The sequence below is a fragment of the Stenotrophomonas sp. OVS01A genome, from assembly GCF_019969775.1.
GTDB classification, from domain to species: Bacteria; Pseudomonadota; Gammaproteobacteria; order Xanthomonadales; family Xanthomonadaceae; genus Stenotrophomonas; species Stenotrophomonas indicatrix.
This window is the reverse complement of record NZ_JAHXYV010000004.1, coordinates 59,834-83,213: the sequence shown is the minus strand read 5'-3', so window position 1 is coordinate 83,213 and position 23,380 is coordinate 59,834. Positions and strand designations below refer to the sequence as shown.

At 64.1% G+C, this 23,380-nt stretch carries 21 protein-coding genes; 6 read left to right on the top strand and 15 right to left on the bottom strand.

Features of this window, described 5'->3' with window-relative positions; genetic code table 11:
- Positions 1-158 precede the first annotated feature (158 nt).
- From LC407_RS15110 to LC407_RS15100, 3 genes are all read left to right on the top strand, one after another.
- Entirely contained in the window at positions 159-1,361 is a 1,203-nt protein-coding gene (locus LC407_RS15110; protein ID WP_033832647.1) for an amino acid aminotransferase, read from the top strand.
- Positions 1,362-1,774: 413 nt separating this feature from the next.
- Positions 1,775-2,791 (top strand): class 1 fructose-bisphosphatase, encoded by a 1,017-nt coding sequence (locus tag LC407_RS15105; RefSeq protein ID WP_025875529.1) that lies wholly within the window; start codon positions 1,775-1,777, stop codon positions 2,789-2,791.
- Between the two features lie 108 nt (positions 2,792-2,899).
- Positions 2,900-3,610 (top strand): 2OG-Fe(II) oxygenase, encoded by a 711-nt coding sequence (locus LC407_RS15100; protein WP_223483117.1) that lies wholly within the window; start codon positions 2,900-2,902, stop codon positions 3,608-3,610.
- A 30-nt stretch (positions 3,611-3,640) separates the two neighbouring features.
- Here the strand turns inward: LC407_RS15100 and LC407_RS15095 are convergent, their stop codons facing one another.
- The 15 genes from LC407_RS15095 to dnaA all read right to left on the bottom strand — a co-directional run bounded on the left by LC407_RS15095 (position 3,641) and on the right by dnaA (position 20,684).
- Positions 3,641-4,753 carry a PA0069 family radical SAM protein gene (locus LC407_RS15095; protein ID WP_223483116.1) on the bottom strand — a complete coding sequence of 371 codons (1,113 nt, stop codon included), beginning with the start codon at positions 4,751-4,753 and terminating at the stop codon, positions 3,641-3,643.
- Between the two features lie 302 nt (positions 4,754-5,055).
- A complete protein-coding gene (locus LC407_RS15090; RefSeq protein WP_223483115.1) occupies positions 5,056-5,799 on the bottom strand; it encodes a pyridoxine 5'-phosphate synthase in 744 nt (247 codons plus the stop codon).
- Positions 5,800-5,808: 9 nt separating this feature from the next.
- On the bottom strand, positions 5,809-6,069 hold the full coding sequence (locus LC407_RS15085) for a membrane protein (RefSeq protein ID WP_025875543.1): 261 nt from the start codon (positions 6,067-6,069) through the stop codon (positions 5,809-5,811).
- A gap of 40 nt (positions 6,070-6,109) precedes the next feature.
- Positions 6,110-7,570 (bottom strand): cardiolipin synthase, encoded by a 1,461-nt coding sequence (gene cls / locus LC407_RS15080; RefSeq protein WP_033832643.1) that lies wholly within the window; start codon positions 7,568-7,570, stop codon positions 6,110-6,112.
- Positions 7,571-7,719: 149 nt separating this feature from the next.
- The gene (locus LC407_RS15075) at positions 7,720-8,133 is read right to left on the bottom strand and encodes a biopolymer transporter ExbD (protein ID WP_025875547.1); all 414 of its coding nucleotides are present in this window, start codon (positions 8,131-8,133) and stop codon (positions 7,720-7,722) included.
- Between the two features lie 3 nt (positions 8,134-8,136).
- On the bottom strand, positions 8,137-8,562 hold the full coding sequence (locus LC407_RS15070; RefSeq protein ID WP_025875550.1) for a biopolymer transporter ExbD: 426 nt from the start codon (positions 8,560-8,562) through the stop codon (positions 8,137-8,139).
- 56 nt (positions 8,563-8,618) lie between these two features.
- The gene (gene exbB / locus LC407_RS15065) at positions 8,619-9,380 is read right to left on the bottom strand and encodes a TonB-system energizer ExbB (RefSeq protein ID WP_025875552.1); all 762 of its coding nucleotides are present in this window, start codon (positions 9,378-9,380) and stop codon (positions 8,619-8,621) included.
- Positions 9,381-9,474: 94 nt separating this feature from the next.
- Positions 9,475-10,032 carry an energy transducer TonB gene (locus LC407_RS15060; protein ID WP_025875553.1) on the bottom strand — a complete coding sequence of 186 codons (558 nt, stop codon included), beginning with the start codon at positions 10,030-10,032 and terminating at the stop codon, positions 9,475-9,477.
- A gap of 254 nt (positions 10,033-10,286) precedes the next feature.
- Positions 10,287-11,474 (bottom strand): tetratricopeptide repeat protein, encoded by a 1,188-nt coding sequence (locus LC407_RS15055; protein WP_033832641.1) that lies wholly within the window; start codon positions 11,472-11,474, stop codon positions 10,287-10,289.
- Positions 11,475-11,605: 131 nt separating this feature from the next.
- A complete protein-coding gene (locus LC407_RS15050; protein WP_025875555.1) occupies positions 11,606-12,412 on the bottom strand; it encodes a M48 family metallopeptidase in 807 nt (268 codons plus the stop codon).
- A 71-nt stretch (positions 12,413-12,483) separates the two neighbouring features.
- Positions 12,484-13,314 carry a CPBP family intramembrane glutamic endopeptidase gene (locus tag LC407_RS15045; protein WP_025875556.1) on the bottom strand — a complete coding sequence of 277 codons (831 nt, stop codon included), beginning with the start codon at positions 13,312-13,314 and terminating at the stop codon, positions 12,484-12,486.
- A gap of 67 nt (positions 13,315-13,381) precedes the next feature.
- Positions 13,382-15,841 (bottom strand): DNA topoisomerase (ATP-hydrolyzing) subunit B, encoded by a 2,460-nt coding sequence (gyrB, locus tag LC407_RS15040; RefSeq protein ID WP_033832640.1) that lies wholly within the window; start codon positions 15,839-15,841, stop codon positions 13,382-13,384.
- 112 nt (positions 15,842-15,953) lie between these two features.
- Positions 15,954-17,048: a DNA replication/repair protein RecF gene (recF, locus tag LC407_RS15035; RefSeq protein WP_223483114.1), complete on the bottom strand. Its 1,095-nt coding sequence runs from the start codon at positions 17,046-17,048 to the stop codon at positions 15,954-15,956.
- Between the two features lie 927 nt (positions 17,049-17,975).
- Positions 17,976-19,076 (bottom strand): DNA polymerase III subunit beta, encoded by a 1,101-nt coding sequence (dnaN, locus tag LC407_RS15030; RefSeq protein WP_005411731.1) that lies wholly within the window; start codon positions 19,074-19,076, stop codon positions 17,976-17,978.
- A gap of 276 nt (positions 19,077-19,352) precedes the next feature.
- Entirely contained in the window at positions 19,353-20,684 is a 1,332-nt protein-coding gene (dnaA, locus tag LC407_RS15025; protein ID WP_025875573.1) for a chromosomal replication initiator protein DnaA, read from the bottom strand.
- Between the two features lie 254 nt (positions 20,685-20,938).
- Between dnaA and rpmH the strand changes: the two genes are divergently transcribed.
- The 3 genes from rpmH to yidC are packed head-to-tail and all read left to right on the top strand — an operon-like array spanning position 20,939 to position 23,294.
- The gene (gene rpmH / locus LC407_RS15020) at positions 20,939-21,079 is read left to right on the top strand and encodes a 50S ribosomal protein L34 (protein WP_006404565.1); all 141 of its coding nucleotides are present in this window, start codon (positions 20,939-20,941) and stop codon (positions 21,077-21,079) included.
- Between the two features lie 5 nt (positions 21,080-21,084).
- Positions 21,085-21,579 carry a ribonuclease P protein component gene (gene rnpA / locus LC407_RS15015; protein ID WP_025875580.1) on the top strand — a complete coding sequence of 165 codons (495 nt, stop codon included), beginning with the start codon at positions 21,085-21,087 and terminating at the stop codon, positions 21,577-21,579.
- Positions 21,579-23,294: a membrane protein insertase YidC gene (gene yidC, locus LC407_RS15010; protein WP_223483113.1), complete on the top strand. Its 1,716-nt coding sequence runs from the start codon at positions 21,579-21,581 to the stop codon at positions 23,292-23,294. Before rnpA ends, yidC begins: the two co-directional genes overlap by 1 nt.
- The last annotated feature ends 86 nt before the right edge of the window (positions 23,295-23,380 follow it).

Genomic DNA, 23,380 nt, shown 5'->3' with positions numbered 1-23,380 from the left:
GGATCGGGCGGCAACGCACGCCATGGTACGGGCAGGCGGATGACGATGGCGGCGGCCAGCCCCGGCAGGCTTTGTTACGATGGGTCGGTTTCGGCCGACAGGCCGCAAGCCGCGTGGCGCAATTCCTCCCCCTTTCCGTCTACCGAACGAGTACCGCCGTGTCCTTCTTTGCAAACGTGGAACTGGTCCCAGGCGACCCGATCCTGGGCCTGACCGAGGCGTACAACGCCGACAGCCGCCCGACCAAGGTCAACCTGGGTGTGGGCATCTACTACGACGAGAGCGGCCGCATTCCGCTGCTGCGCGCCGTCAAGCAGATCGAGCAGCAGCTCGCCAACGAAGCCAAACCGCGCGGCTACCTGCCGATCGATGGCCTGCCGGCGTACACCCAGGCCACCCGTGAGCTGGTGTTCGGCAAGGATTCGCCGCTGCTGGCCGCCGGCCGCGTCACCACCGCCCAGACCGTCGGTGGCAGCGGTGCGCTGCGCGTCGGCGCCGACGTGCTGAAGAAGCTGCTGCCGCACGCCACCGTCGCACTCAGCAACCCGAGCTGGGAAAACCACCGCGCCGTGTTCAGCGCCGCTGGTTTCGAGGTGGTCGATTACACCTACTTCGACCCGACCACCCATGGCGTCAACTTCGACGGCCTGCTGGCCGACCTGGGCAAGCTGGAAGCGGGCACCGTGGTGCTGCTGCACGCCTGCTGCCACAACCCCACCGGCGCCGACCTCACCGTCAGCCAGTGGAAGCAGGTCGCACAGCTGCTGAAGGACCGCCAACTGTTCCCCTTCATCGACATGGCCTACCAGGGCTTCGACAAGGGCATCGAGCAGGACGGTGCCGCGGTGCGCATCATCGCCGAGGCCGGCATCGACAGCTTCATCGTCGCCAACTCGTACTCCAAGTCGTTCTCGCTGTACGGCGAGCGCGTGGGTGCGCTGTCGATGGTCGCGCCGACCGCCGCTGACGCCAAGGCCGTGCAGTCGCAGGTCAAGCGCGTGATCCGCACGATCTACTCCAGCCCGTCCACCCACGGTGCTGCACTGGTTGCCGGTGTGCTGAACAATCCGGAACTGCGCGCGATGTGGGAGCAGGAGCTGACCGAGATGCGCGAGCGCATCCACGCCCTGCGCCAGGGCTTGGTCGAGAAGCTGGCCGCCGCTGGCGCCCCGCAGTTCGGCTTCATCAACGAACAGGCGGGCATGTTCTCGTACTCCGGCCTGAGCCGCGAACAGGTGGAGCGCCTGCGCGACGAGTTCGGCATCTACGCCGTCGGCACCGGCCGCATCTGCGTGGCCGCGCTGAACCAGAACAACCTGGAATACGTCGCCAAGGCCGTGGCCACCGTCGCCAAGGGCTGATCGACCGCTCCAGCAAGCTGTGGAAGCAAAGGCGCCGAAAGGCGCCTTTGTTTTTGCTCCTGCCTTGCCACCCCCTCCGCGCTCGCGGCCAACCCTGAAGCGCGCGGGAGAGGGAGGCAATGCAGGACCGTTGGCGCCATGGGCGCGAGGCATGCCTCGGGCGGGTTGGGCAGGATGCCCAACCCCGGTCTTGCCGTGTGCGCAGGACAGCGCACACGAGCAAGGCGCCATCGAGCTTACATGGACGTACTTGCAGCGTGTCCTGCATTGTCTCCCCCTCCCGCGCGCCTCGACGAAGGGAAGGCGCCACGACCGCAACGCCTCTGGAAACGATTACGCCTACCCCCGCTCACCCACGCGCCAGTCAGACCAGCGACAATAGGCGTTTTCCCGTTGCCGAGACCTGCCCGCCCATGTCCCGTACCTCGTTGACCCGCTTCCTGATCCAGCAGCAGCACGCCGGCCGCATCAACGCCGACCTGCGCCAGCTGATCGCGGTCGTCGCCCGCGCCTGCACCAGCATCTCCATCGCCGTCAGCAAGGGCGCCCTCGGTGGCGTGCTCGGCGAGGCCGGTACCGGCAACGTGCAGGGCGAAGCGCAGAAGAAGCTGGATGTCATCAGCAACGAGATCCTGCTGGAGGCCAACGCCTGGGGTGGCCACCTCGCCGCCTGCGCATCGGAGGAGATGGACCACAGCCAGCCGGTGCCGGACATCTATCCGCGTGGCGATTTCCTGCTGCTGTTCGATCCCCTCGATGGCAGCTCCAACATCGACGTCAACGTCTCCGTCGGCACCATCTTCTCGGTGCTGCGTTGCCCGACCAACGTCGAACTGCCCGGCGATGACGCCTTCCTGCAGCCGGGCAGCAAGCAGATCGCCGCCGGCTACTGCATCTACGGGCCCAGCACGCAGCTGGTGCTGACCGTCGGCCACGGTACCCACGCCTTCACCCTCGACCGCGAAACCGGCGAGTTCCTGCTGACCACCGAGAACATGCAGATCCCCGCGGCCACCCAGGAGTTCGCCATCAACATGTCCAACCAGCGGCACTGGGAAGCGCCGATGCAGGCCTACGTGGAAGATCTGCTGGCCGGCAAGGAAGGCCCGCGCGGCAAGAACTTCAACATGCGCTGGATCGCCAGCATGGTCGCCGACGTGCATCGCATCCTGACCCGCGGCGGCATCTTCATCTACCCGTGGGACAAGAAGGAACCGGGCAAGGCCGGCAAGCTGCGCCTGATGTACGAAGCCAACCCGATGGGCCTGCTGGTGGAGCAGGCGGGCGGCGCTGCCTGGACCGGTCGCGAGCGCATCATCGATGTGCAACCCGACCAGCTGCACCAGCGCGTGCCGGTGTTCCTCGGTTCGCGCGAAGAGGTCGCCGAGGCCGTGCGTTATCACCAGGAGCATGACGCGAAGAGCGTCTGACAGCGGCCATCCCTACAGCGGTCATGGCAGATTGATGACATGACCGCAGGGTGACAGCAGCAGCTGCAAACGGCACCATCAAGCCCTTGCCGTCGAAGGAATGCACGCATGCACGAGCCGGGCCCGGTCGATTTCATCGAGGTCATCCACAACGCCGTCCCCAGCGACGTGTGCGCTGCGATCGTCGCGCGCATGCGTGCAAGCAAGAGCCTGAAACCAGGCGCAGTGGGCAGCGGCGTGTTCCCGGAACTCAAGCACAGCAAGGATCTGCGGATCAGCGGCGTGGATGGCTGGCAGGATGTGGACCAGCAGCTGCAACAGGCGGTATTTGCGGGTCTGCAGACTTATCTACGCCGTTATCCACAGGCATTGATCGCGCCGTTGATGTTGCAGATCCAGGACAGCAACGGCCAGCCGCGACGCCTGTCGGCCGAGGATTTCCCCGACATGGCGCCGGAGCAGCTGGCGGATCTGGCGCGCACCTGCCTGCGCCCGGGCGCGATCAATCTGCAGTGGTATGCGGCGGGCGAGGGCGGTTACCCGTACTGGCACTGCGAGCTGTACCCGAAGGACGCGCAGGCCGAGACCCTGCACCGGCATGTGCTGTGGACGCTGTACCTCAACGACGACTTCGAAGAGGGCGAAACCGAGTTCCTGTTCCAGGGGCGGAAGATCGCACCGCGTACCGGCAGTCTGCTGATCGCGCCGACTGCGTTCACCCATACCCATCGCGGCAACCGGCCGCAGGGCGGCGACAAGTTCATCGCCACCAGCTGGATCCTGTTCCAGAGCGCGCAGAGATTGTTTGGTGGGGGCTGAGGCACAGCACCACGCCGCGACCGCGACGACCTAGAACAAACTCCCCTGCGGCGTATCCACTTTCGGCGGCAACGGCTTCTCGAACCGGCTGCAATCCAGCTTCGGCCAATGGCTGTTCTGTGCGTTGAAGCCCAGCCGCTTGCGCGCCAGCTTGAAGCGGTTGTTCAGCAGCTCTGCGTAAACACCCTGGCCGCGCATGCGCGTGCCGAACTGACTGTCGTAATCCTTGCCGCCGCGCAGCTGCTGGATGGTGCTCATCACATGCGCGGCGCGATCGGGATGATGGGTATCGAGCCAGTCGCGGAACAGCGGTGCCACTTCCAGCGGCAGGCGCAGCAGCACGTAGCCTGCCGTGCTGGCGCCGGCATCATGCGCGGCTTCCAGCACGGCTTCCAGTTCGCTGTCGTTGAGCCACGGAATCACCGGCGCAACCATCACGCCCACCGGAATGCCCGCCTCGTGCAGGCGCTTCATCGCACGCAGCCGCGCATGGGGTGCCGAGGCGCGCGGCTCCAGCTTCGCCGACAGATGCGGATCCAGCGATGTCACCGAGAAATGCACGCTGACCAGATTCTCCGCCGCCAGTGGTGCGAGCAGATCGATGTCGCGCTCGACCAACGCGTTCTTGGTGATCAGCGAGAACGGATGCTTCGTCTCCAGCATCACTTCGATCAGCTGGCGGGTCAGCTTGAACTTGCGTTCAATCGGCTGGTACGCGTCGGTGTTGATGCCCAGCGCGATCGGCTGCGGCACGTAGCCCGGCTTCGACAGTTCCTTGCGCAGCAGCTGTGGCGCGTTGGTCTTGGCAAACAGCTTGGTCTCGAAGTCCAGGCCAGGCGACAGGTTCAGATAGGCATGCGAAGGGCGGGCGAAGCAGTAGGAGCAGCCATGCTCGCAGCCGCGATACGGATTCACCGATTGGCTGAAGCCGACGTCCGGGGAGTTGTTGCGGCTGATGATGCTGCGAGCGGTCTCCGCGCGTACTTCGGTGCGCAGGCGCGGGGCGAGGAACTCCTCGCTGTCGTCCACTGCCCAGCCGTCGTCCACCGCTTCGCTGACGGTGCTTTCAAAACGCCCCGCAAGATGGGACGTGGAACCCCGGCCCTTGATGGCGGCCTGGGCGTTGCGAGGGGGGTGCTGCATATTGCCCTCCGGCCGTTACGGGCTATTAGTATTATTGCTAACCACAGGCAGCGCAAGCGGCCAGGATTCACGTAGCTGTAGGCGCGCAGGCACTTGGGAGCGCACGTTGACCCCAGACTTGTCCACAGGGTCGTCTGGCTTGGGACCGGGCACGCGCCATCGCCGCGGCAGGCCAGCATGGGCCACGGGTGTCTCAGCAGCTGCGATGGGAAGATCGGCTACAGGGGCGCTTGCCAGGCCGGAACACGGGGACCTGCCGCACGTCTTCGGGCTTCAACCCAGCGGGGAAGCCCCACGCACTGCTAAAGCAGTGCCAGGTAGCCCTTCACCGTGGCATCGAGGCCGTCGTACAGCGCCTCGCCGATCAGCGCGTGGCCGATCGACACCTCCAGCACCTTCGGCACGGCGGCCAGGAAGTCACGCAGGTTGTCCTGCGACAGATCGTGCCCGGCATTCACACCGAGGCCGACGGCCCGTGCACGGCGCGCGGCGGTGGCGAACAGTTCCAGCATGGCGCGGGCGTCGCCGGCGGCATGGGCCTCGGCATACGGGCCGGTGTACAGCTCGATGCGGTCGGCGCCGACATCGGCAGCCTGCTCCAGCAGCGGGTTGCCGGCATCCACGAACAGGCTCACCCGGCATCCCATCGCTTTCAGTTCGGCCACCAGCGGGCGCAACCGCTGCGCATCGCGTTCGAAGTCGAAGCCATGGTCGGAGGTGATCTGGCCATCGCCATCGGGAACCAGCGTGGCCTGCGCCGGGCGCGTCTGCGCGCACAGCGGCAGCAACCCGGGGTAGCCCTCACGTGGCGGCGCGAACGGGTTGCCTTCGATATTGAACTCCACACCACGGGCACGGGTCAGCGCCGACAGCGCCAGCACGTCCTCGGCGGTGATGTGGCGGCGGTCGGGCCGCGGGTGCACGGTAATGCCATGCGCGCCGGCATCCAGGCAGGCCTGGGCGGCACGCACCACGTCCGGTTCGGCACCGCCACGCGAATTGCGCAGGACGGCGATCTTGTTGACGTTGACGCTGAGCTGGGTCATGGAACGGGACTACGGGGAGTGAGAGGGAGGGTCGCTGCCGTCGGCCGGAGCAACCTTGGCCTGCTCGCGCAGACGCCTGAGTTCATCGCTGTCCACCAGTGTCGCCGGATCACGCTGAAGGTCGCCGAAGCGTGCGGCGTATCTCCCGCGCACCCATGCCAGCAGGAAGGCGAGGGTGCCCAGCAGGGCCAGTGACATCAGGCCCATGTTCGGTGTTTTCAGCGCAAAGGCGAAGCAGCCCAGCGCCAGCAGCAGGTACAACCAGTACATTGTCAGTCTCCCCGGGCCACCGCCGCAGTGTAGCGCTGCCTCACAGCAGCGGCGAGGCCAATCGCGCGAAGGCTTCGGGCAGCCGGTGCAGCCACAGCGAGCGTCCTGCCTGGTCATGTACACGGGTGGCACGCTCGAATTCGGACTGCAGCAACGTAGACAGTTCCGCCACCCGGCCACGATCGCTGATCATCATCGACAGCTCGAAATTCAGGCGGAAGCTGCGGTGATCGAAGTTGGCGCTGCCGACGATGCAGACATCGTCGTCGGCAATGAACGCCTTGGTATGCAGCATGCGCGGGCCGTACTCGTAGATCTTCACTCCCGCATGCAGCAGCTCGTCGAAATAGGAGCGTGCGGCCTGGGTCACGAACCAGGAGTCGCTCATCTTCGGCACCAGCATGCGCACGTCCAGGCCACCGAGTGCGGCCGAGGTCAACGCCATCCGCGCCGCTTCGCCGGGTACGAAGTAGGGGGTGACCAGCCAGACCCGCTCACGTGCTTCCTGGATGGCGGCCACGTGCAGGCGATGGATGGTCTCCCATCCCGAATCCGGGCCGGACACCAGCACCTGCGCGTTGATCGCGCCGTCGCCGCGCAGGGGCATGTCGCTGGGCCACAGCCGGGCGATATCGAACCGCGAGTGGTCCTGGCCGCTGGCGTACAACCAATCCTCGGCGAACACCAGCTGCAGGCTGCGCACCACGTGCCCACGCAGACGCATGTGCAGATCGCGGTAAGCATCCGGGTTGCGGCTTTCGTCTTCGTCGTCGGTGATGTTGATGCCGCCGGTGAACGCCAGCCGGCCATCGACGATCACCAGCTTGCGGTGCGTACGCAGGTTCAACCAGGGTCGCTTGAACGGCTTCAGCAACTGCCGCGGATGGAACCAGATCACCTCAGCGCCGGCGTTCAACAGCGGCTGCAGGAAGCGCTGACGCACGGCCGAAGAACCTACCGCATCCAGCAGCAGCCGCACCTGCACGCCGGCGTTGGCCCGTTCCACCAACGCATCCCGCAACGCGGTGCCGGCGTGGTCGGGATTGAAGATGTAGTACTCCAGGTGCACATGGTCCTGCGCCTGTGCCACCGCTTCCAGCAGCGCGGCGTAGGTGGCCGCGCCGTCGACCAGCCAGGTCACTTCGGTGGCTGTGCTTGGCGCCAGCCCGGTGGTCGCCTGCGCGATCTTGGCCAGTTCGGTGCAGTCGGCATCGGGCGGGCAGACATCGCTGTAGTGCTCCATGCCCGAGCGCGCGCGACCGCGCCGCAGCCGTTGCCGCTTCACCTTCTGTGGGCCCAGCAGGTAGTAGATGAAGAGGCCGAGGTAGGGCAGCAGCGCCAGCGACAGGATCCAGCTCAGCGTGGCCACCGGCTCGCGCTTCTGCAGCATGATCCAGCCCGTCAACGCCAGCAGATACAGCAGGTAGGCCACCGCCAGGATCGTTCCCAGGTGGGCGATGCCATCAAGCCAATGGCGCACGGAATCGAAGAGGGCGAGCATCCGCCGATCATAGCGGGGACAGGCACCGGCCAGAGGCATTCATTGCCAACGGCGTTGCCGGGAAGACGCCTGCACGCACAAAAAAAGACGCCCCTGTTTCCAGGGGCGTCTGCAGTCGCGTCATGACTGATGTATTGCGGTGTAGCGATTTACTGCTGCACGAAGCCGATCTTCTTCATCTGAGCATTCTTCGCGGCGGCCAGAACCTTGGCCATCACGTCGTACTCCGAATCCGGGCTGGCATCGATCCGCAGTTCCGGCTGGTTGGTCGGGTCACGCTGGACCTCCTGCTCCATCCGCTGCTGCAGTTCGTGCGTACCGATCGGGCTGTTGTTCCACGAGACCTGGTTGCTGGCGTCGATCTTCAGTTCGATCGGCGGCGGCGGTTCGACCAGCTGCGGCGGTGGGTTGAGCACGCGCTGCGGCAGGTCCACGGCGATCGGGTACGTCATGATCGGCGCGGTCACGATGAAGATGATCAGCAGCACCAGCATCACGTCCACGAGGGGCGTGACGTTGATGTCTGCCATGGGGCCTTTGCCACCACCACTACTGAATGCCATGGCTTATTGCCCCTTCTCTTTGGTCGCCACGAAGCCGACGTCCAGCATGCCCTGTTCCTGCGCGACCTTGGTCATCTCGTTGATGACACGCATCTTGGTGGTGCGGTCACCACGCAGGTTCAACGGCGGCTGCGGGGTCTGCTGGGCGGCGGTCGCCAAGCGCGACTCGAGGGTCTGCTTGTCGATCTCTTCGTCGTTCCAGTAGATCGAACCGTCTTCCTTGACTGCCAGGGTGATGGGACCCTTGCGGTCATTGGTGTCGTCCGGCTTCTGGACCAGATTGGCCTCCGGCAGATCCACCTTGACCTTGTGGGACATCAGCGGCGCCGTGATGATGAAGATGATCAGCAGCACCAGCATCACGTCCACGAGGGGCGTAACGTTGATGTCGGCCATGGGGCCGCCGCTGTTACCACTACTGAAAGCCATAACGGGCTCCGTCTAGATCTTGGTGACTACGTTCTCGCGGGTACAGCGCGTCGCAATTAGCGGACGCGCGAACCGGTGGCGAAGAAGTCGTGCAGGTCGTGCGCGAAGGTATCGAACTTGCTGATGGTCGCGCTGTTGATCTTGCTGAAGAAGTTGAAGGCGAACACGGCCGGGATCGCGACGAACAGACCGATGGCGGTCATGATCAGTGCTTCACCCACCGGGCCGGCAACGGCGTCGATCGAAGCGGAGCCGGTGGCACCGATCTTGATCAGCGCGCCGTAGATGCCCCACACGGTACCCAGCAGACCGACGAACGGAGCGGTTGCACCGACGGTGGCCAGCAGGGTCATGCCCGACTGCAGCTTGTTGCTTTCGCGGGTCACGGCCTGGCGCAGAGCGCGGTCGACGAACTCCGAACGGCTCAGGTTCTCACCCACGCCGCCGACAGCGCCGCCTTCAGCACGCTGGTGGTGCGCAGCAGCCTGTGCAGCGTCCAGTGCGATCTTCGAGAACGGCTCCGAAGCCGGCTGCTCTTCCATTGCACGGATGGCGTCCTGCGCGTTCGGGGTATCCCAGAACAGGCTGACGACGCGATCAGCGGCGCTCTTCAGGCGGGTAGCACGGAAGATGTTGATGACGGTCCAGTACCAGGACATGGCGGACATGACGACCAGGGTCAGCAGCACGACCCAGGAAACCGCGAAATCACCCGGCTTGGTGGTCATTTCGTGGATCAGATGCTCGAAGCCCATCTGCGACAGGGCGTTGGACGGATTGCCCCCGGCAGCAGCGGCGATGAAAATTTCCTGCAGCATGACGCTTACCTTTGTTGTGTGTGGTGATAAAGGGTGTAGCTAAGCTAAACAATCGAACTGGAGGCGAGGGTGGCCAGGCGGCCACCCGGGCGCATCAGTTCAGCGCAAAGTTGACCGGGACGCGGACGCGGCCAGCAGCCTTCTTACCGCCAGCTTCGGCGGCGTTGAAACGCCACTTGCGGGCAGCTTCCATCGCAGCACGGTCCAGATCGCGGTTACGGCTGGACTTTTCCACCGTGACATTGGTGACGTTGCCGCTGGCATCGACATCAATGATCAGGATCACTTCGCCCTGGATACCAGCGCGGAAGGCGGCCGGCGGATAGCGCGGCGGATTCATGGCCTTCGACGAGATGTCCACGCTGGCCTCGATCGAGGTCGGCGGTGCCGGCGGCGACGGCGGCGACGGCGGGGTGACGATATCGTTCGGGCGCGGTTCCGGCACGTCGACGACCGGCGCCTGCGGCGGCGGCGGGACGGGCGACGGCTTCGGCGGCGACAGATTCTTCACCGGCGGCGGCGGGGTGTCCTGCGGCGGCGGCGGCGGCGGCGGCGGTGGCGGCGGCGGCGGTGCGTCGACGATGGTCACCATGACGTTGCGCTCCTTCTCCGCCACGGCCTTGGGAGCCACGGCAGGAATCAGGAGCATCATGAAGGCGGCCAGATGCAGGGCGATTACAAACGCGATACCGACGATGCGAGGCCAGCTCAGCCCCTTGTCATCGGGTTGTTCGTACCGGTGAACGACTAGTTGTTCCGTCATGCGCCAAGAGCTCAATAGTGGGGCCGGAATCCCGGGGGCGGGATCCCTGATCAGCGGTGCATGACACCGCAGGAACCTCCAAGCTTATACCAATCCTGAGCGCTTGCGCATCAACTGGGCAGGCGTTCAGGCGTTATTCCTACTTACTTCAGGTTGATGATTTTCTTGGCATCCGCCTGGTTCTTCACGCCCTTCGCCAGCGCCTGCTGGGCGGCCTGCTTGGCCTCCGGGACACGACCTTCACTGTGCAAAACGCGTGCCAGATTCAGGTAGGTCTCACCGTCCTTGGAGAGCGGGGCGGCCTTCTGCCACGCATCGATCGCCTGCGGCACCTGGTCGGAGTAGTAGTAGGACTGGGCCAGTGCCAGGTAGACCTGGTAATCCGGCTTCAGGATGCCCTTCTGCAACCCCTCGTTGATGACCGCGATGACGTCCTTTTCCTTGTTCTCGGTGTTGGCATAGATCGAGTACAGCTGCTTGTACTCGCGCTCTTCGGTGAGCTGGCCGCTGCTGCGCAGCTTGTCCATCACCGCGGCGGCCTTCGGCATCTGGTCGGCCTGCATGTACATGTTGGCCAGGTTCAGCTGCGCTTTCTTGTCGTTCGGGTTCTTGGCCGCCAGTGCCTCGGCGGCCTGCACGGCCTCACCGGTCTGGCCGGCTTCGGACAGTGCGGCCATCAGCAGCTGGTTCCAGTTGTCCTTCGGCTCGGCAGCGCCGGCGATGGCCTGCTTCAGCACCGGGATCGCTTCCTGGTAGCGCTCCAGCTGGTACAGCGCCTGGCCCTTGATGATCAGCTCTTCCGGCTTGGTCGACTTGCTCTCGGCGAAGTACTTGTCCAGGGTCGCCAGGCCTTCAGCGGTCTTGTCTTCCTGGATCTGCAGCTGGCCCAGCATCAGCATCGACTGGAAGTGGCCGTTGTTGTCCAGGCCGTTGAACTGCAGCACCTGCTTCAGGTACGCGATGGCGGCTGCGGTGTCGTCGGTCTGGTAGGCGGCCTGCGATGCCAGCTGCGCGGCCAGCGACTTGTCGTACTCGTTGGCGCCGTCGGTGGCCAGGATCTCGTCGGCCAGCGTGCGGGTCTCCGGGAACTTTTCCTTGTTGTAGCTGTCAATCATCTTCTGCAGCTTGCTGCCCAGCTTGGCCGACGACTTCGCTGCCGGTTCCTGGCGGGTCGCGTTCGGGAACAGCACTTCGGCCTTGGCCTGCTTGCCGCCACGGTTGCCACGCTCGGACGAACGCGAGGACTGCGCGAACGCGTCGGTGACCACGGCGCCGGTCAGGGCAGTGGCGATGAGGACGGAAAGCACAGCTTTGTGGTTACGGAAAATCATCGTTCACCTCGATCGAACCGCCGGTAGCGGCAAAGTCGGACTGTCAGAAAAATCTGAGCCGCCAAACGTATCAGAAACAGATGGCGTGAGAAATCGTTTTATGTGCTGCAATACAGCATGAATCTGCGCACTCAGCCACACTTTGGCCGGCGTCCGGCCGCCTGCGCCTGCTGGTAGACGGGGCCGAGCGCTGGCACATCACGCTGCAACTCCCTGATCCGATTGGCTGGATCGGGATGGGTCGACAACCATTGCGGGCTGCGACCGCCACTGGCGGCCATCATGTTCTGCCACAGATCGACGGCCTGGGCGGGGTTGAATCCGGCCTCGGCCATCAACCGCTGACCGATCACGTCAGCCTCGCTCTCCTGGGTGCGTGAGCCGGGCAACAGGAACGCGGTCTGCGCCCCCATCCCGCCCAGCTGGTTGACCGTACTGGCTGCGCCTTCGCCGCCATAGGCGCCGGCCAGCGCGCCCAGCACCGCCAATCCGGTCTGCGCGCCCATCTGCCGGGTGATGCGTTCTTCGTGGTGGCGGGCGATCACGTGGCCGATTTCATGGCCGATCACCGCTGCCAGCTGATCCTGGTTCTTGGCAACGCTGAAGATGCCGGTGTTGACCCCGACCTTGCCGCCGGGCAGGGCGAAGGCATTGGGTTCCTTGTCGACGAACACCGCCGTTTCCCACCGTACGCCACGGTACTGAGGCGGCAGCTGTGCGACGAGCGCGTTGACCACGCATTGCACGTAGCCGTTCTGGCGCCCATCGCTGCTGATCTTCTCTTTCTGCTTCGTTTCGGCGAACGCCTGCGCACCCAGCTGGTCCAGCTGCGCCTGCGACACACCGCCCACCATCTGCCGACGGCCGGTGGGCGAAGTGGTGGTCGCGCAGGCGCTGACCAGAGTGGTGATGACGATGGCCAGCAGCAGTTGTTTCATGGACCCACCCCCGTGTTCAGAAGCCCAGTGTGTAACGGGTCTGCTTAATCTTTCGTCAAGCGGACAGAGCCTTACGTTGCCCCGAAAAACACCAGGGCCGCAAGCGCCACGGCATTGTTCAGTGCATGTGCGGCGATCGCCGCCCACAAGGTGCCGGTGCGGCGGTACAGCCAGCAGAACGCGGCGCCCATGCCGCCATAGACCAGCCAGAGCTGGGCAGTACCGAGCAGGGAGTTCTTGCTGACCCCGGGCACTTCATGGACCAGGGCAAAGGCCAGGCTGCTGAGGACAATGCCAAGCCATGGACGCCCGGCCTGCCAGAGGCGCCCGAACAGGACGCGACGGAACAGCAGTTCCTCGTAGGCGGGTGCCAGCACGATTGCAAACAGCGCCAGGAATACAGGGAAACGCGCAATCGCGTTCTGCATCAGTTCGAGATTGGTGGGAACCGGCTCGATGCCCATCTGCTTGGCAAGGAAGGCAATGCCGTTGCTTCCCAGCACGATCAGCAAGGCGACCAGCAGAGTCCAGCCCCAAGTGGAAGGTCGCTGCAGAGCCTGGCGCGAATGCTGGCGCTCGGCGGCATTGGCAGGGCGACGCCAGAAGTAGACCAGCAGGGCCGCACCACCGGTGGCGATCAATGCCATCAGGATCTGCCCCAGCGCACCGGGTTGGCCAACAGAGGCGATAGTACCGGCGGCAGCGCCTTGCGCATTGGCCGCGCTGATCTGCAGGCTGCGGTAGAGCCCCCATATCGCCCCGCAGACGACACTCAGGCCGAACAAGGCGACTGTCGCGATTCCCAGATCGATGAAGAAGCCCGCCAGCGGCGAGGAGGCGCGGGGCGTGACAGTAGCCGGTGGAACCGGCGGCGGAGCGGAAACCGGGGCGGAAGCGGACATCGATTACCTGCGATCAAGGGACAAAAGCCGGCGCGCCTCCCCGCGCGCCGGCCACCATCCGATTGTGTCAGATATCCAGGTTGGCGACCTTCAGCGCGTTGTCTTCGATGAAGTCGCGGCGCGGTTCGACCACATCCCCCATCAGGGTGCTGAAGATCTGGTCAGCGGCCACCGCATCTTCGATACGCACCTGCAGCAGGCGACGGGTATCGGGATTGACGGTGGTGTCCCACAGCTGTTCCGGATTCATTTCACCCAGACCCTTGAATCGCTGGATCTGACGGCCGCGCTTGGCTTCGTCCAGCAGCCAGTTGCGGGCCTGCGCGAACGATTCGACCTCGATCGACTTGGCGCCACGGGTGATGACCGCGCCTTCGCGGACCAGACCGTGCAGCAGCTGCGCTGCCTGGTGGATGCCACGCAGCTCGCCGCTTTCAAGCGCGGACAGCGGCAGCACCTGGATGTGCTGTTCGCCCATGTGGCTGCGCGTGACCAGCACCGCAGCCGGACGCTGCTCGTTGGGCTCCTGCAGTTCCAGGGTGAAACGGGCGCTGCCGAGGTTGCCCTGGTTGAGGTGCTTGGCCAGCGCGTCCAGTCCTTCCCCGGGACCTGCGTTGCGCAGGTTTTCCAGCTCCAACGGCATGAAGTCGACCAGCGCTTCGAGCAGGTTGCGGTCGTAACGATGGGTATTGCGGTTGATCGTGTCCTGCGCGGCAGCGTAGGCGAGCAGCAGCTTTTCCAGCGCCACGCCATCGATCGGCGGCTCGCCGCTGGCCGGCACCAGCCCCGCGTTCTCCACTGCGCTGCTGGCCAGATAGCTGTCCAGCGCCGGATCGTCCTTCAGGTACAGCTCCTGCTTGCCCTGCTTGATCTTGTACAGCGGCGGCAGGCCGATATAGACATAACCACGCTCGATCAGCTCCGGCATCTGACGGTAGAAGAACGTCAGCAGCAGGGTGCGGATGTGCGCGCCGTCGACGTCGGCGTCGGTCATGATGATGATCTTGTGGTAACGCAGCTTGTCCGGGTTGTACTCGTCGCGACCGATGCCGGTGCCCAGCGCGGTGATCAGCGTACCCACCTGGTCGGACGCCAGCATGCGGTCGAAGCGTGCACGTTCCACGTTGAGGATCTTGCCGCGCAGCGGCAGCACCGCCTGGTTCTTGCGGTTGCGGCCCTGCTTGGCCGAACCACCTGCGGAGTCACCCTCGACGATGAACAGTTCGGACAGCGCCGGATCCTTTTCCTGGCAGTCGGCCAGCTTGCCCGGCAGGCCGGCGATATCCAGCGCACCCTTGCGGCGGGTCAGGTCGCGGGCCTTGCGCGCGGCTTCGCGGGCACGGGCAGCGTCGACGATCTTGCCGGCGATGGCCTTGGCTTCGTTCGGGTTTTCCTGCAGGAACTCTTCCAGGCGCTGGCCGAATGCGCTTTCCACGGCCGGGCGCACATCCGAGCTGACCAGCTTTTCCTTGGTCTGGCTGGAGAAGCTCGGGTCCGGCACCTTCACCGACAGCACCGCGATCATGCCTTCGCGCATGTCATCGCCGGTCAGGTTGATCTTGGCCTGCTTGGCGATGCCGTTCTGCTCGATGTAGTTGTTGAGCACACGGGTCAACGCGCCACGGAAGCCGGCCAGGTGGGTACCGCCGTCCTTCTGCGGAATGTTGTTGGTGAAGCAGTACATCGTCTCCTGGTAGGAATCGGTCCACTGCAGCGCCACTTCCACGGTGATGCCGTTGGATTCGCCGGTTACCGAGATCACGTTCGGGTGCAACGGCGTCTTCAACTGCGCCAGATGCTCCACGAAGCTGCGGATGCCGCCCTCGTAATGGAAGTCGTCGCGACGGCCATCACCACGCTCGTCCACCAGCACGATCTTGACGCCGGAATTGAGGAAGGACAGTTCGCGCAGGCGACGGGCCAGGATGTCGTAGTGGAATTCCACGTTGTCGTGGAAAGCCTTTACCGACGGCCAGAAGCGCAGGGTGGTACCGCGCTTGGTGCTGGGACCGACCTGCTTGAGCGGATGCAGTGCTGCGCCGTCGGCGTATTCCTGCTGGTAGTGGAAACCGCCCTGGTAGATATCCAGGACCAGCTTCTGCGACAGCGCGTTGACCACGCTGACGCCCACGCCGTGCAGGCCGCCGGAAACCTTGTAGCTGTTGTCGTCGAACTTGCCGCCTGCGTGCAGGACCGTCATCACGACTTCGGCTGCAGACACGTCGCGGTCGAGCTTCTTGCTCATCTGCTCGTGCTTGCCCGTCGGAATGCCGCGACCGTTGTCGGACACTCCGACCGAGCCGTCGGCATGGATCGTCACCGACACGTGGTCGGCATGGCCGGCGAGGGCTTCGTCGATCGAGTTGTCGACGACCTCGAACACCATGTGATGCAGGCCGGTGCCGTCATGGACGTCGCCGATGTACATACCTGGGCGCTTGCGGACAGCCTCCAGGCCTTCCAGGGCCGTAATGCTGTTGGCGTCGTAGTTGCCGTTGTTTGCCGGGGTGTTCTGTTCGTCGGTCATTGCGCTTGCCGTAGGCTCCGCAGGTCGGACACCGCTTTGAGCGATGTGCCGAGAATGAAGGGATAGCAGCCTGAATTATACCAGCCGGGGCTGAGCGGCCTTGCCGTGCCCACTATGGCACAGCCACGATCTGTGCATGTTCCACGTGGAACCGGGTGATGTTGCTCAGAGTCTCCAGTGCTGCAGGCGTTTCTGTTGCAGTGATGAATATCTGCGCCGGTGCCGCCAACAGGCGGTGCAGTACCCGGGCCTGGTGGGTGCGATCCAGCTCCGAGGCCAGATCGTCGAGCGCGATGACGGGCCACTCGCCACGCTGCTCGGCGTAATCCTCCGCTTGGGCCAGTAGACAGGCGAGGGCGGTGAGCTTGGCCTGGCCGCGTGACAGCGCATCGCGCCCCGGGATGCTCTGGAACGCCACGCTCCAGTCCGCCCGGTGTGGGCCCAGCGAGGTGTAACCCGCCTGACGGTCGCGATCGCGCGCCAGCAGAAGGGCATCTGCCAGCGGAACCTCGTGCCGGCGCCAGCCGGGACTCAGATTCAGGCCCACGATTCCCAGTTGCGGAGCCAGTGCCTCGGCCAGGGCGATGGTTCGGGACTGCAGCCGCTCCAGGTAGTGCTGCCGACGACTGGTCAGCGGTTCTCCCGCCTCGGCCAGCTCGTGATCCCAGGTATCGAGCATCCGCGATGGCCCGCCCTGCTTGAGCAGGGCATTGCGCTGCTTCAACGCGCGCGAGTAGCGCCGCCACAAGGATAGGAAGTCTGGTTCCACGTGGAACAGGCCCCAATCCAGAAAGCGCCGACGCGGCTCGCCACCACCACTCACCAAGGCGTGACTGCCCGGTTCAAAGGTCACCACAGCCAGGGCGGCACACAGGTTTCCGAGTTGGGCGACGTCTTCGCCATCCAGCCGCCCCTTCCACTCCTGCCCGCTATGCCGCAACCCGGCTTTTCGCCTCTGCACGGACAGATCACCGCGTTGCTCGTCCCATTCCACGAAGACTTCCAGGGCTTCATGGCCCTGACGCACCAGGCCATCGCGTACCCGCCCGCGGAAACTCCGCCCATAGGCCATCAGATGCAACGCTTCCAGGACGCTGGTCTTGCCAGCGCCGTTGTCACCGGTCAGCAGATTCACCCCTGGCTGGGGCGACAGCTCCACCGCATCGAAACGACGCAAGTGGTGGAGGGCAAGACGACGAATCTGCATGGGATGCGACAGACCATCCGCACATGGCGGTAGAGGGGCGGGGAATCACCCAGCTTACTGCATTGGGCAAGCCAGCCAGCGTAGATCGGACGCGGACCGGCATCAGCCGGGCGATAGCAGCCTTGGAGAACACGTTCCACGTGGCGGAGGCCTGCCGGCATGGAGGCGGCCGGAGACAGTGGCCGAAATCGTTCAAATCCGGCAGGAAGCCAAGGCTCAAGGCGTCCAGATTTCGCCATTCCGAAGACGGTTTCCCCGGCTCATGGCCTGACTCCACACCGAGATTGCAGTCAGTGCTCCCAGATTTCTTGAAATCTGCGACCAAGGCCCCTGCCAGGTTCCACAGATTTCAAGAAATTCAAAGCGGCAGTTCCACGCAATCCACAGCGGGTCTGTATGACTTATACACAAGGTGTGGGCGAACTGTGGATAAAAAAGGCATTTTTCCTCGGCTGTAAAACTATCCACAGGTTCCCCCCCAGGCTTGATGGCCTATATACAGGGGGTTTCAGCCCTATAAAAGCTTTTTAAAACAGACACATAGCCTACTTTTACATGAAATCTGGCCCTACCATCACCACCAAGCTTTTGATTTATACCCAGATTTAGAAGCTAGGGAAGCGCCGAATTCCTACGAACGAGGCCTGTGGACAGAGAGGTCAGCACGCAAGCGGAAGCCGCTGGATCGGATCCCGCTGCGTGCTCCTATCCAACGTGTCTCGTCATCTCAGCATGTGGATTCCACAGCTGGCTTCCCGGGATCGTGGGTTCCATGCGCCGACAACCCATCAGGGCAACGCGGATGCTCTCATCGGCAAGGAGCGACGATGGCGGCGGTAGCATTCGCAACGATGCTCCACGTGGAACAAAAAAAGACGCCCGGGAGATCCCGGGCGTCCATGTGTTCCACGTGGAACGGCGCAGCTGTCAGAGACGCAACGGCATCACCACATGACGCGACTTCTCGCTGCTGGATTCGCGCACCAGCGCCGAGGAATTGGAATCGCGCAGCTGGATGATCACTTCTTCGTCGCGCAGGGCGGAGAGGGCATCCAGCAGGTAGTTCACGTTGAAGCCGATGGCCAGGTCGCTGACCGTGGTGTCGGCCTCGATCTCTTCCTGGGCTTCTTCCTGCTCCGGGTTGTGCGCGCTGATCTTCAGGTTGCCCGGCGAAACTTCCACGCGGATGCCGCGGTACTTCTCGTTGGACAGGATCGCAGCACGCTGCAGCGAGGCACGCAGTGCTTCGCGATCAACCTTCACCTCGCGGTCGGCACCAATCGGAATCACTGCCTCGTAATCCGGGAAGCGACCGTCGATCAGCTTCGAAGTGAAGGTCACATCGTCGCGCTTCACGCGAACGTGGCTACGGCCGACTTCCAGTTCGATCTCGCGATCACCGCTTTCCAGCAGGCGCTGCAACTCGGTCACGCCCTTGCGCGGCACGATGATCTGGCGCTTGGAACCGCTGGGCTTGGCCAGATCGGTTTCGCACAGGGCCAGCCGATGACCGTCGGTGGCGACAGTGCGCAGCGCATCTCCGCGCAGGTCGAACAGCAGGCCGTTGAGGTAATAGCGCACGTCCTGCTGGGCCATCGCGAACGCAGTGCGCTCGATCAGCTCCTTCAGGGTTGCTTCGCCGATCGCAACACGCTCGGTGGCTTCCACTTCGTCCACCGACGGGAAGTCGTTGGAGGGCAGGGTGGCCAGGGTGAAGCGGCTGCGTCCTGCCTGCACGGTGATCTTGTCACCGGTCTGCGAGACGGTGATCCGGCTGCCATCAGGCAGGGCGCGGATGATCTCGAACAGCTTGCGGGCGGGAATGGTGGTTTCGCCGTCCTGGGCATCTTCAACCGCGATCCGCGACACCATCTCCACTTCCAGGTCGGTACCGGTCAGCGACAGCTGGCCGTTCTGCACCTGCACCAGGAAATTGGCCAGAACCGGAAGGGTCTGGCGGCGTTCGACCACGTTGACGACCTGTGCCAACGGCTTGAGAAAGGCTTCGCGCTGCAGTGTGAAACGCATGTGGTTCCGTGCCCCTATGCTTTAAAAAAATGTGGAATAAATCAAAAGCTTGGTGGTGCTGGTAGAGCCAGAATCGCTGGAAAACACAGCTAAGTCTTTGTAAACAAAAGGGTTTCAGGCTTCGAAACCCTCTGCATTACCAGCCCCCAAGGGGTGGGGAAAGCTGTGGATAAATCTTCCGGGAAATCCAATGGCATTTTTATCCACACCCTGTCCCGCGCTTGCTACCGGATTCTGCACCGTTTTATGCGGTGACGCCTCATCGGCGTACGTGCATCATTCGCTCAGCTTCCGGATCAGCTTGTCCCAGTCCTCGCGGAGCTTGCCGTCGGCTTCCATCAGGGTGCGGATCTGCCGGCAGGCATGCAGCACCGTGGTGTGATCGCGACCGGCAAAGGCGTCGCCGATTTCGGGCAGGCTGTGTTCGGTCAGTTCCTTGGTCAGCGCCATGGCAACCTGGCGCGGACGGGCCAGCGACCGGGTCCGACGCTTGGACAGCAGATCCTTGATCTGCAGCCCGTAGTAATCGGCAACGGTTTTCTGGATGTTGGGAATGCTGATCGCCTGCTGCTGGGCGCGCAGCAGGTCGCGCAGGGTTTCCTGGGCGAATTCGGTGGTGATCGCACGGCCGGTGAAATTGGCGCGGGCGGTCAGGGTATTCAGCGCACCCTCGAGGTCGCGCACATTGGAGCGCATCTTCTTGGCAATCAGGAACGCAACGTCATCGGGAATCTCGGCACCACGCTCGCGGGCCTTGGCCAGCACGATCGCAGCGCGGGTCTCGAAGTCCGGCGGCTCGATGGCGACCGACAGGCCCCAGGCAAGCCGCGACTTCAGGCGCGCTTCCAGGCCTTCGACTTCGCGCGGATAGCGGTCGCAGGTCAGGATGATCTGCTGCTTGCCATCGAACAACGCGTTGAAGGTGTGGAAGAACTCTTCCTGGGTGCGATCCTTGCCGGCGAAGAACTGGATGTCATCGATCAGCAGCGCGTCGACCTGCTGGAACTGGCGCTTGAACTGATCCATGGTCTTTTCCTGCAAGGCCCGGATCATCGCGCTGAAGAACTGTTCCGAACGCAGGTACAGCACCTTGGCGGCCGGATTGGCCTGACGCATCGCGTTGCCGGCGGCGAACATCAGGTGGGTCTTGCCCAGGCCGGTGCCCCCGTACAGCAGCAGCGGATTGTGCGCGCGGTCGCCCGGCTTCTGCGCCGCCTGGAATGCTGCGGCCAGGCCCAGCTGGTTGCTGCGGCCTTCCACGAAGTTGGCGAAGGTGTAGTGGTTGTCCAGGTTGCCGGCAAAGGGGACCTGCGGCTGCACCGGCGCCTGCGCCGAATGGCTGGAAACCGGCGCGATCTGCGCGTCCACGGGCCGCGGACGCGAGCCGATTTCAAGAAATACGTCGCCGAAACCGGCAAAGTGGGTGACCAGCTCGCGGATCCGCGGCAGGTACAGTTCGCGCACCTGATCGACAATGAAGGCATTCGGTGCATACAGCACCAGGCTGTCAGCGCGCAGATCTGCCTGCAGCGGCTTCAACCAGGTGTGAACATCCTCGGGCGGGAACTCCGCCTCGAGTCGCTCGAGACTACGTGACCAGGCATCCATCAGCAATAATTGTCCGGTGGCCGATGCATAGGCGCGAAAAGGCGCCCAAACACAGGCCTGAAAGGGGGGAAATGGATGGCTCAGCCTACCACCGAGCGCCCGCCTTCGGAATGCTTGTCCCCTACTTATTCACAAAAAGATCCACAGCTATTGCACAGCCCGGTGAATTGGCGTAGCAGACAGGGGTTGACGGGAGGGGGGACACCTCTCTAAAATTTCCGGTTCTTTCCGTCCCATTCATACGAGAGGCCCACATGGCCACCAAGCGCACCTTCCAGCCCAGCAACCTCAAGCGTAAGCGCGACCACGGCTTCCGTGCCCGTATGAAGACCGCTGACGGCCGCAAGATCCTGTCGCGTCGCCGCGCCAAGGGCCGCAAAGTCCTGAGCGCCTGATTGCCATGCCGCATCCAGCGGCAGACGCAATCCATTCGACAGTGAATACTGCAGACCCGCGCAAGCGATTCCCTCGCTCTGCGCGGGTTCGCACGCGTGCCGAATATTCAACGGTCTTCAACGGCGCCCGCCGTGTGTCCGATCCGCTGATGACCCTGCACTGGCTACCGGCTGACCGGCCGGCCAGGCTGGGTCTGGCGGTTTCCCGCAAGGTCGATCCTCACGCCGTTGGGCGTAACCGGATCAAGCGCGTCCTGCGCGACGCCTTGCGTCAGACACGAACCGACATACAGCCAGGCGACTTCGTCGTCGTGGCTCGTACTGCTGCGCGTCATGCCAGCAACGAAGATATCCGCCAGGCCTTCCTGCGCCTGCTGCGGCGCCTGCGCGCATTGCCCGCGCCGGGCGTGGACGGCACAATGCCGCCGCCTGATGGCATTGCCATTTCCTCCGTCACCGAGCCGGCACCGCGTCCCGGCCCCGCTGAGCCTGCCTGCTGATGAACCAGACCCGTGTTTTCCTGATCTTTGCCTGGCTGATGGTGGCCGTGCTGCTGTGGATGGAGTGGAGCCGTGAGAAGTCCGCCCCGACCCCGGCGCCGACGACCAGCTCGGCCCCGGCCGCCGCCCAGAGCGTCCCCGGCGCGTCCCCGGGCAGCATCCCCAGCGCGCAGGTTCCCGGTGCCCCGGGTCAGGCCGCTGCACAGGCCCAGGCCAGCGCCACCCCGTCCGCACAGTCCGTGACCATCACCACCGACGTGCTGCGCCTGAAGCTCGATGGCGGCCGCGTGCTCGACGCCGAACTGCTGCAGTTCCCGCAGAGCAAGGACGAAGGCAGCCCGCCGGTGCGCCTGCTGACCGAAGATCCCGCGCATCCCTACAGCGCGATCAGCGGCTGGGCCAGCGAAGACAAGAACACCCCGGTGCCAGGTGCCGACGGCTTCAAGCTGGTCGGTGACACCCGCGACTTCGTGCTGGCCAAGGGCCAGAACGAACTGCAGGTTCCGTTCGTATGGACCGCCGACAACGGCGTGACCATCAAGCGCACCCTGATCGTGGGCCGCAACGAGTATGCGATCCGCTTCAAGGATGAAGTCAGCAATGCCGGCGCCGCGCCGTGGAACGGCTACGTCTACCGCACCCTGGACCGCAGCCCGACGATCCTGTCGCGGAGCATGACCAACCCGGACTCGTTCAGCTTCAACGGTGCCACCTGGTACGACAACGACAAGAAGTACCAGCGTCGTGCGTTCAAGGATTACTTGGACGATGGCGCGCTGAACCAGAACATCACCGGCGGCTGGCTGGCGATGCTGCAGCACCACTTCTTCACCGCCTGGATCCCGCAGAAGGACCAGACCGCACACTACGTGCTGTCGCAGGTGGCCGGTCGTGACCTGATCGAAGCGCGTGGCCCGGCCTTCACCGTGGCCCCGGGCCAGTCCACCAGCACCGAGGCCCGCCTGTGGGTCGGCCCGAAGCTGGTCAACCTGATCGCCAAGGAAGACGTGCCGGGTCTGGACCGTGTGGTCGACTACAGCCGCTTCTCGATGATGGCGGTGATCGGCCAAGGCCTGTTCTGGGTGCTCAACCAGGTGCACAAGCTGGTGGGCAACTGGGGCTGGGCCATCGTCGGCCTGGTGGTGCTGCTGAAGATCGTGCTGTACCCGCTGTCGGCGACGCAGTACAAGAGTGGCGCCAAAATGCGTCGCTTCCAGCCGCGCATCGCACAGCTGAAGGAACGCTATGGCGATGACCGCCAGAAGTTCCAGACCGCGATGATGGAGCTGTACAAGAAGGAAAAGATCAATCCGATGGGCGGCTGTCTGCCGATCCTCATCCAGATGCCGATCTTCTTCGCCCTGTACTGGGTGCTGGTGGAATCGGTCGAACTGCGCCAGGCGCCCTGGTTCGGCTGGATCCAGGACCTGACCGCCCGTGACCCGTACTTCATCCTGCCGGTGATCAACGTAGCGGTGATGTGGTTCACCCAGAAGCTGACGCCGGCACCGGGCATGGACCCGATGCAGCAGAAGATGATGCAGTTCATGCCGCTGGTGTTCGGCGTCATGATGGCCTTCATGCCGTCCGGCCTGGTCCTGTACTGGGTGGTCAATGGTGGACTGGGCCTGCTGCAGCAGTGGTGGATGACCAAGCGCCACGGCAGCGATCCGGTGCCGGCCACGGCAGCCACCGCTCCGGCCAAGAAAAAGTAAGGCGCGTCTGCGCCGACGGGTAGAGCCGGCCGCTGGCCGGCCGGCCCAGCAAAGGCCCGCCGCAAGGCGGGCTTTTCGCATGCGGC

Bases quoted from the DNA above. Each gene is read 5' to 3' on its own strand.
- exbB (WP_025875552.1), bottom strand. From the start codon at position 9,380: ATGCTGCAGGAAATTTTCATCGCCGCTGCTGCCGGGGGCAATCCGTCC.
- rpmH (WP_006404565.1), top strand. From the start codon at position 20,939: ATGGCCACCAAGCGCACCTTCCAGCCCAGCAACCTCAAGCGTAAGCGC.
- LC407_RS15085 (WP_025875543.1), bottom strand. From the start codon at position 6,069: ATGTACTGGTTGTACCTGCTGCTGGCGCTGGGCTGCTTCGCCTTTGCG.
- dnaA (WP_025875573.1), bottom strand. From the start codon at position 20,684: ATGGATGCCTGGTCACGTAGTCTCGAGCGACTCGAGGCGGAGTTCCCG.
- gyrB (WP_033832640.1), bottom strand. From the start codon at position 15,841: ATGACCGACGAACAGAACACCCCGGCAAACAACGGCAACTACGACGCC.
- LC407_RS15100 (WP_223483117.1), top strand. From the start codon at position 2,900: ATGCACGAGCCGGGCCCGGTCGATTTCATCGAGGTCATCCACAACGCC.
- recF (WP_223483114.1), bottom strand. From the start codon at position 17,048: ATGCAGATTCGTCGTCTTGCCCTCCACCACTTGCGTCGTTTCGATGCG.
- cls (WP_033832643.1), bottom strand. From the start codon at position 7,570: ATGCTCGCCCTCTTCGATTCCGTGCGCCATTGGCTTGATGGCATCGCC.
- LC407_RS15055 (WP_033832641.1), bottom strand. From the start codon at position 11,474: ATGATTTTCCGTAACCACAAAGCTGTGCTTTCCGTCCTCATCGCCACT.
- LC407_RS15045 (WP_025875556.1), bottom strand. From the start codon at position 13,314: ATGTCCGCTTCCGCCCCGGTTTCCGCTCCGCCGCCGGTTCCACCGGCT.
- LC407_RS15060 (WP_025875553.1), bottom strand. From the start codon at position 10,032: ATGATGCTCCTGATTCCTGCCGTGGCTCCCAAGGCCGTGGCGGAGAAG.
- LC407_RS15075 (WP_025875547.1), bottom strand. From the start codon at position 8,133: ATGGCATTCAGTAGTGGTGGTGGCAAAGGCCCCATGGCAGACATCAAC.
- LC407_RS15095 (WP_223483116.1), bottom strand. From the start codon at position 4,753: ATGCAGCACCCCCCTCGCAACGCCCAGGCCGCCATCAAGGGCCGGGGT.
- LC407_RS15090 (WP_223483115.1), bottom strand. From the start codon at position 5,799: ATGACCCAGCTCAGCGTCAACGTCAACAAGATCGCCGTCCTGCGCAAT.
- LC407_RS15070 (WP_025875550.1), bottom strand. From the start codon at position 8,562: ATGGCTTTCAGTAGTGGTAACAGCGGCGGCCCCATGGCCGACATCAAC.
- yidC (WP_223483113.1), top strand. From the start codon at position 21,579: ATGAACCAGACCCGTGTTTTCCTGATCTTTGCCTGGCTGATGGTGGCC.
- rnpA (WP_025875580.1), top strand. From the start codon at position 21,085: ATGCCGCATCCAGCGGCAGACGCAATCCATTCGACAGTGAATACTGCA.
- LC407_RS15050 (WP_025875555.1), bottom strand. From the start codon at position 12,412: ATGAAACAACTGCTGCTGGCCATCGTCATCACCACTCTGGTCAGCGCC.
- LC407_RS15105 (WP_025875529.1), top strand. From the start codon at position 1,775: ATGTCCCGTACCTCGTTGACCCGCTTCCTGATCCAGCAGCAGCACGCC.
- dnaN (WP_005411731.1), bottom strand. From the start codon at position 19,076: ATGCGTTTCACACTGCAGCGCGAAGCCTTTCTCAAGCCGTTGGCACAG.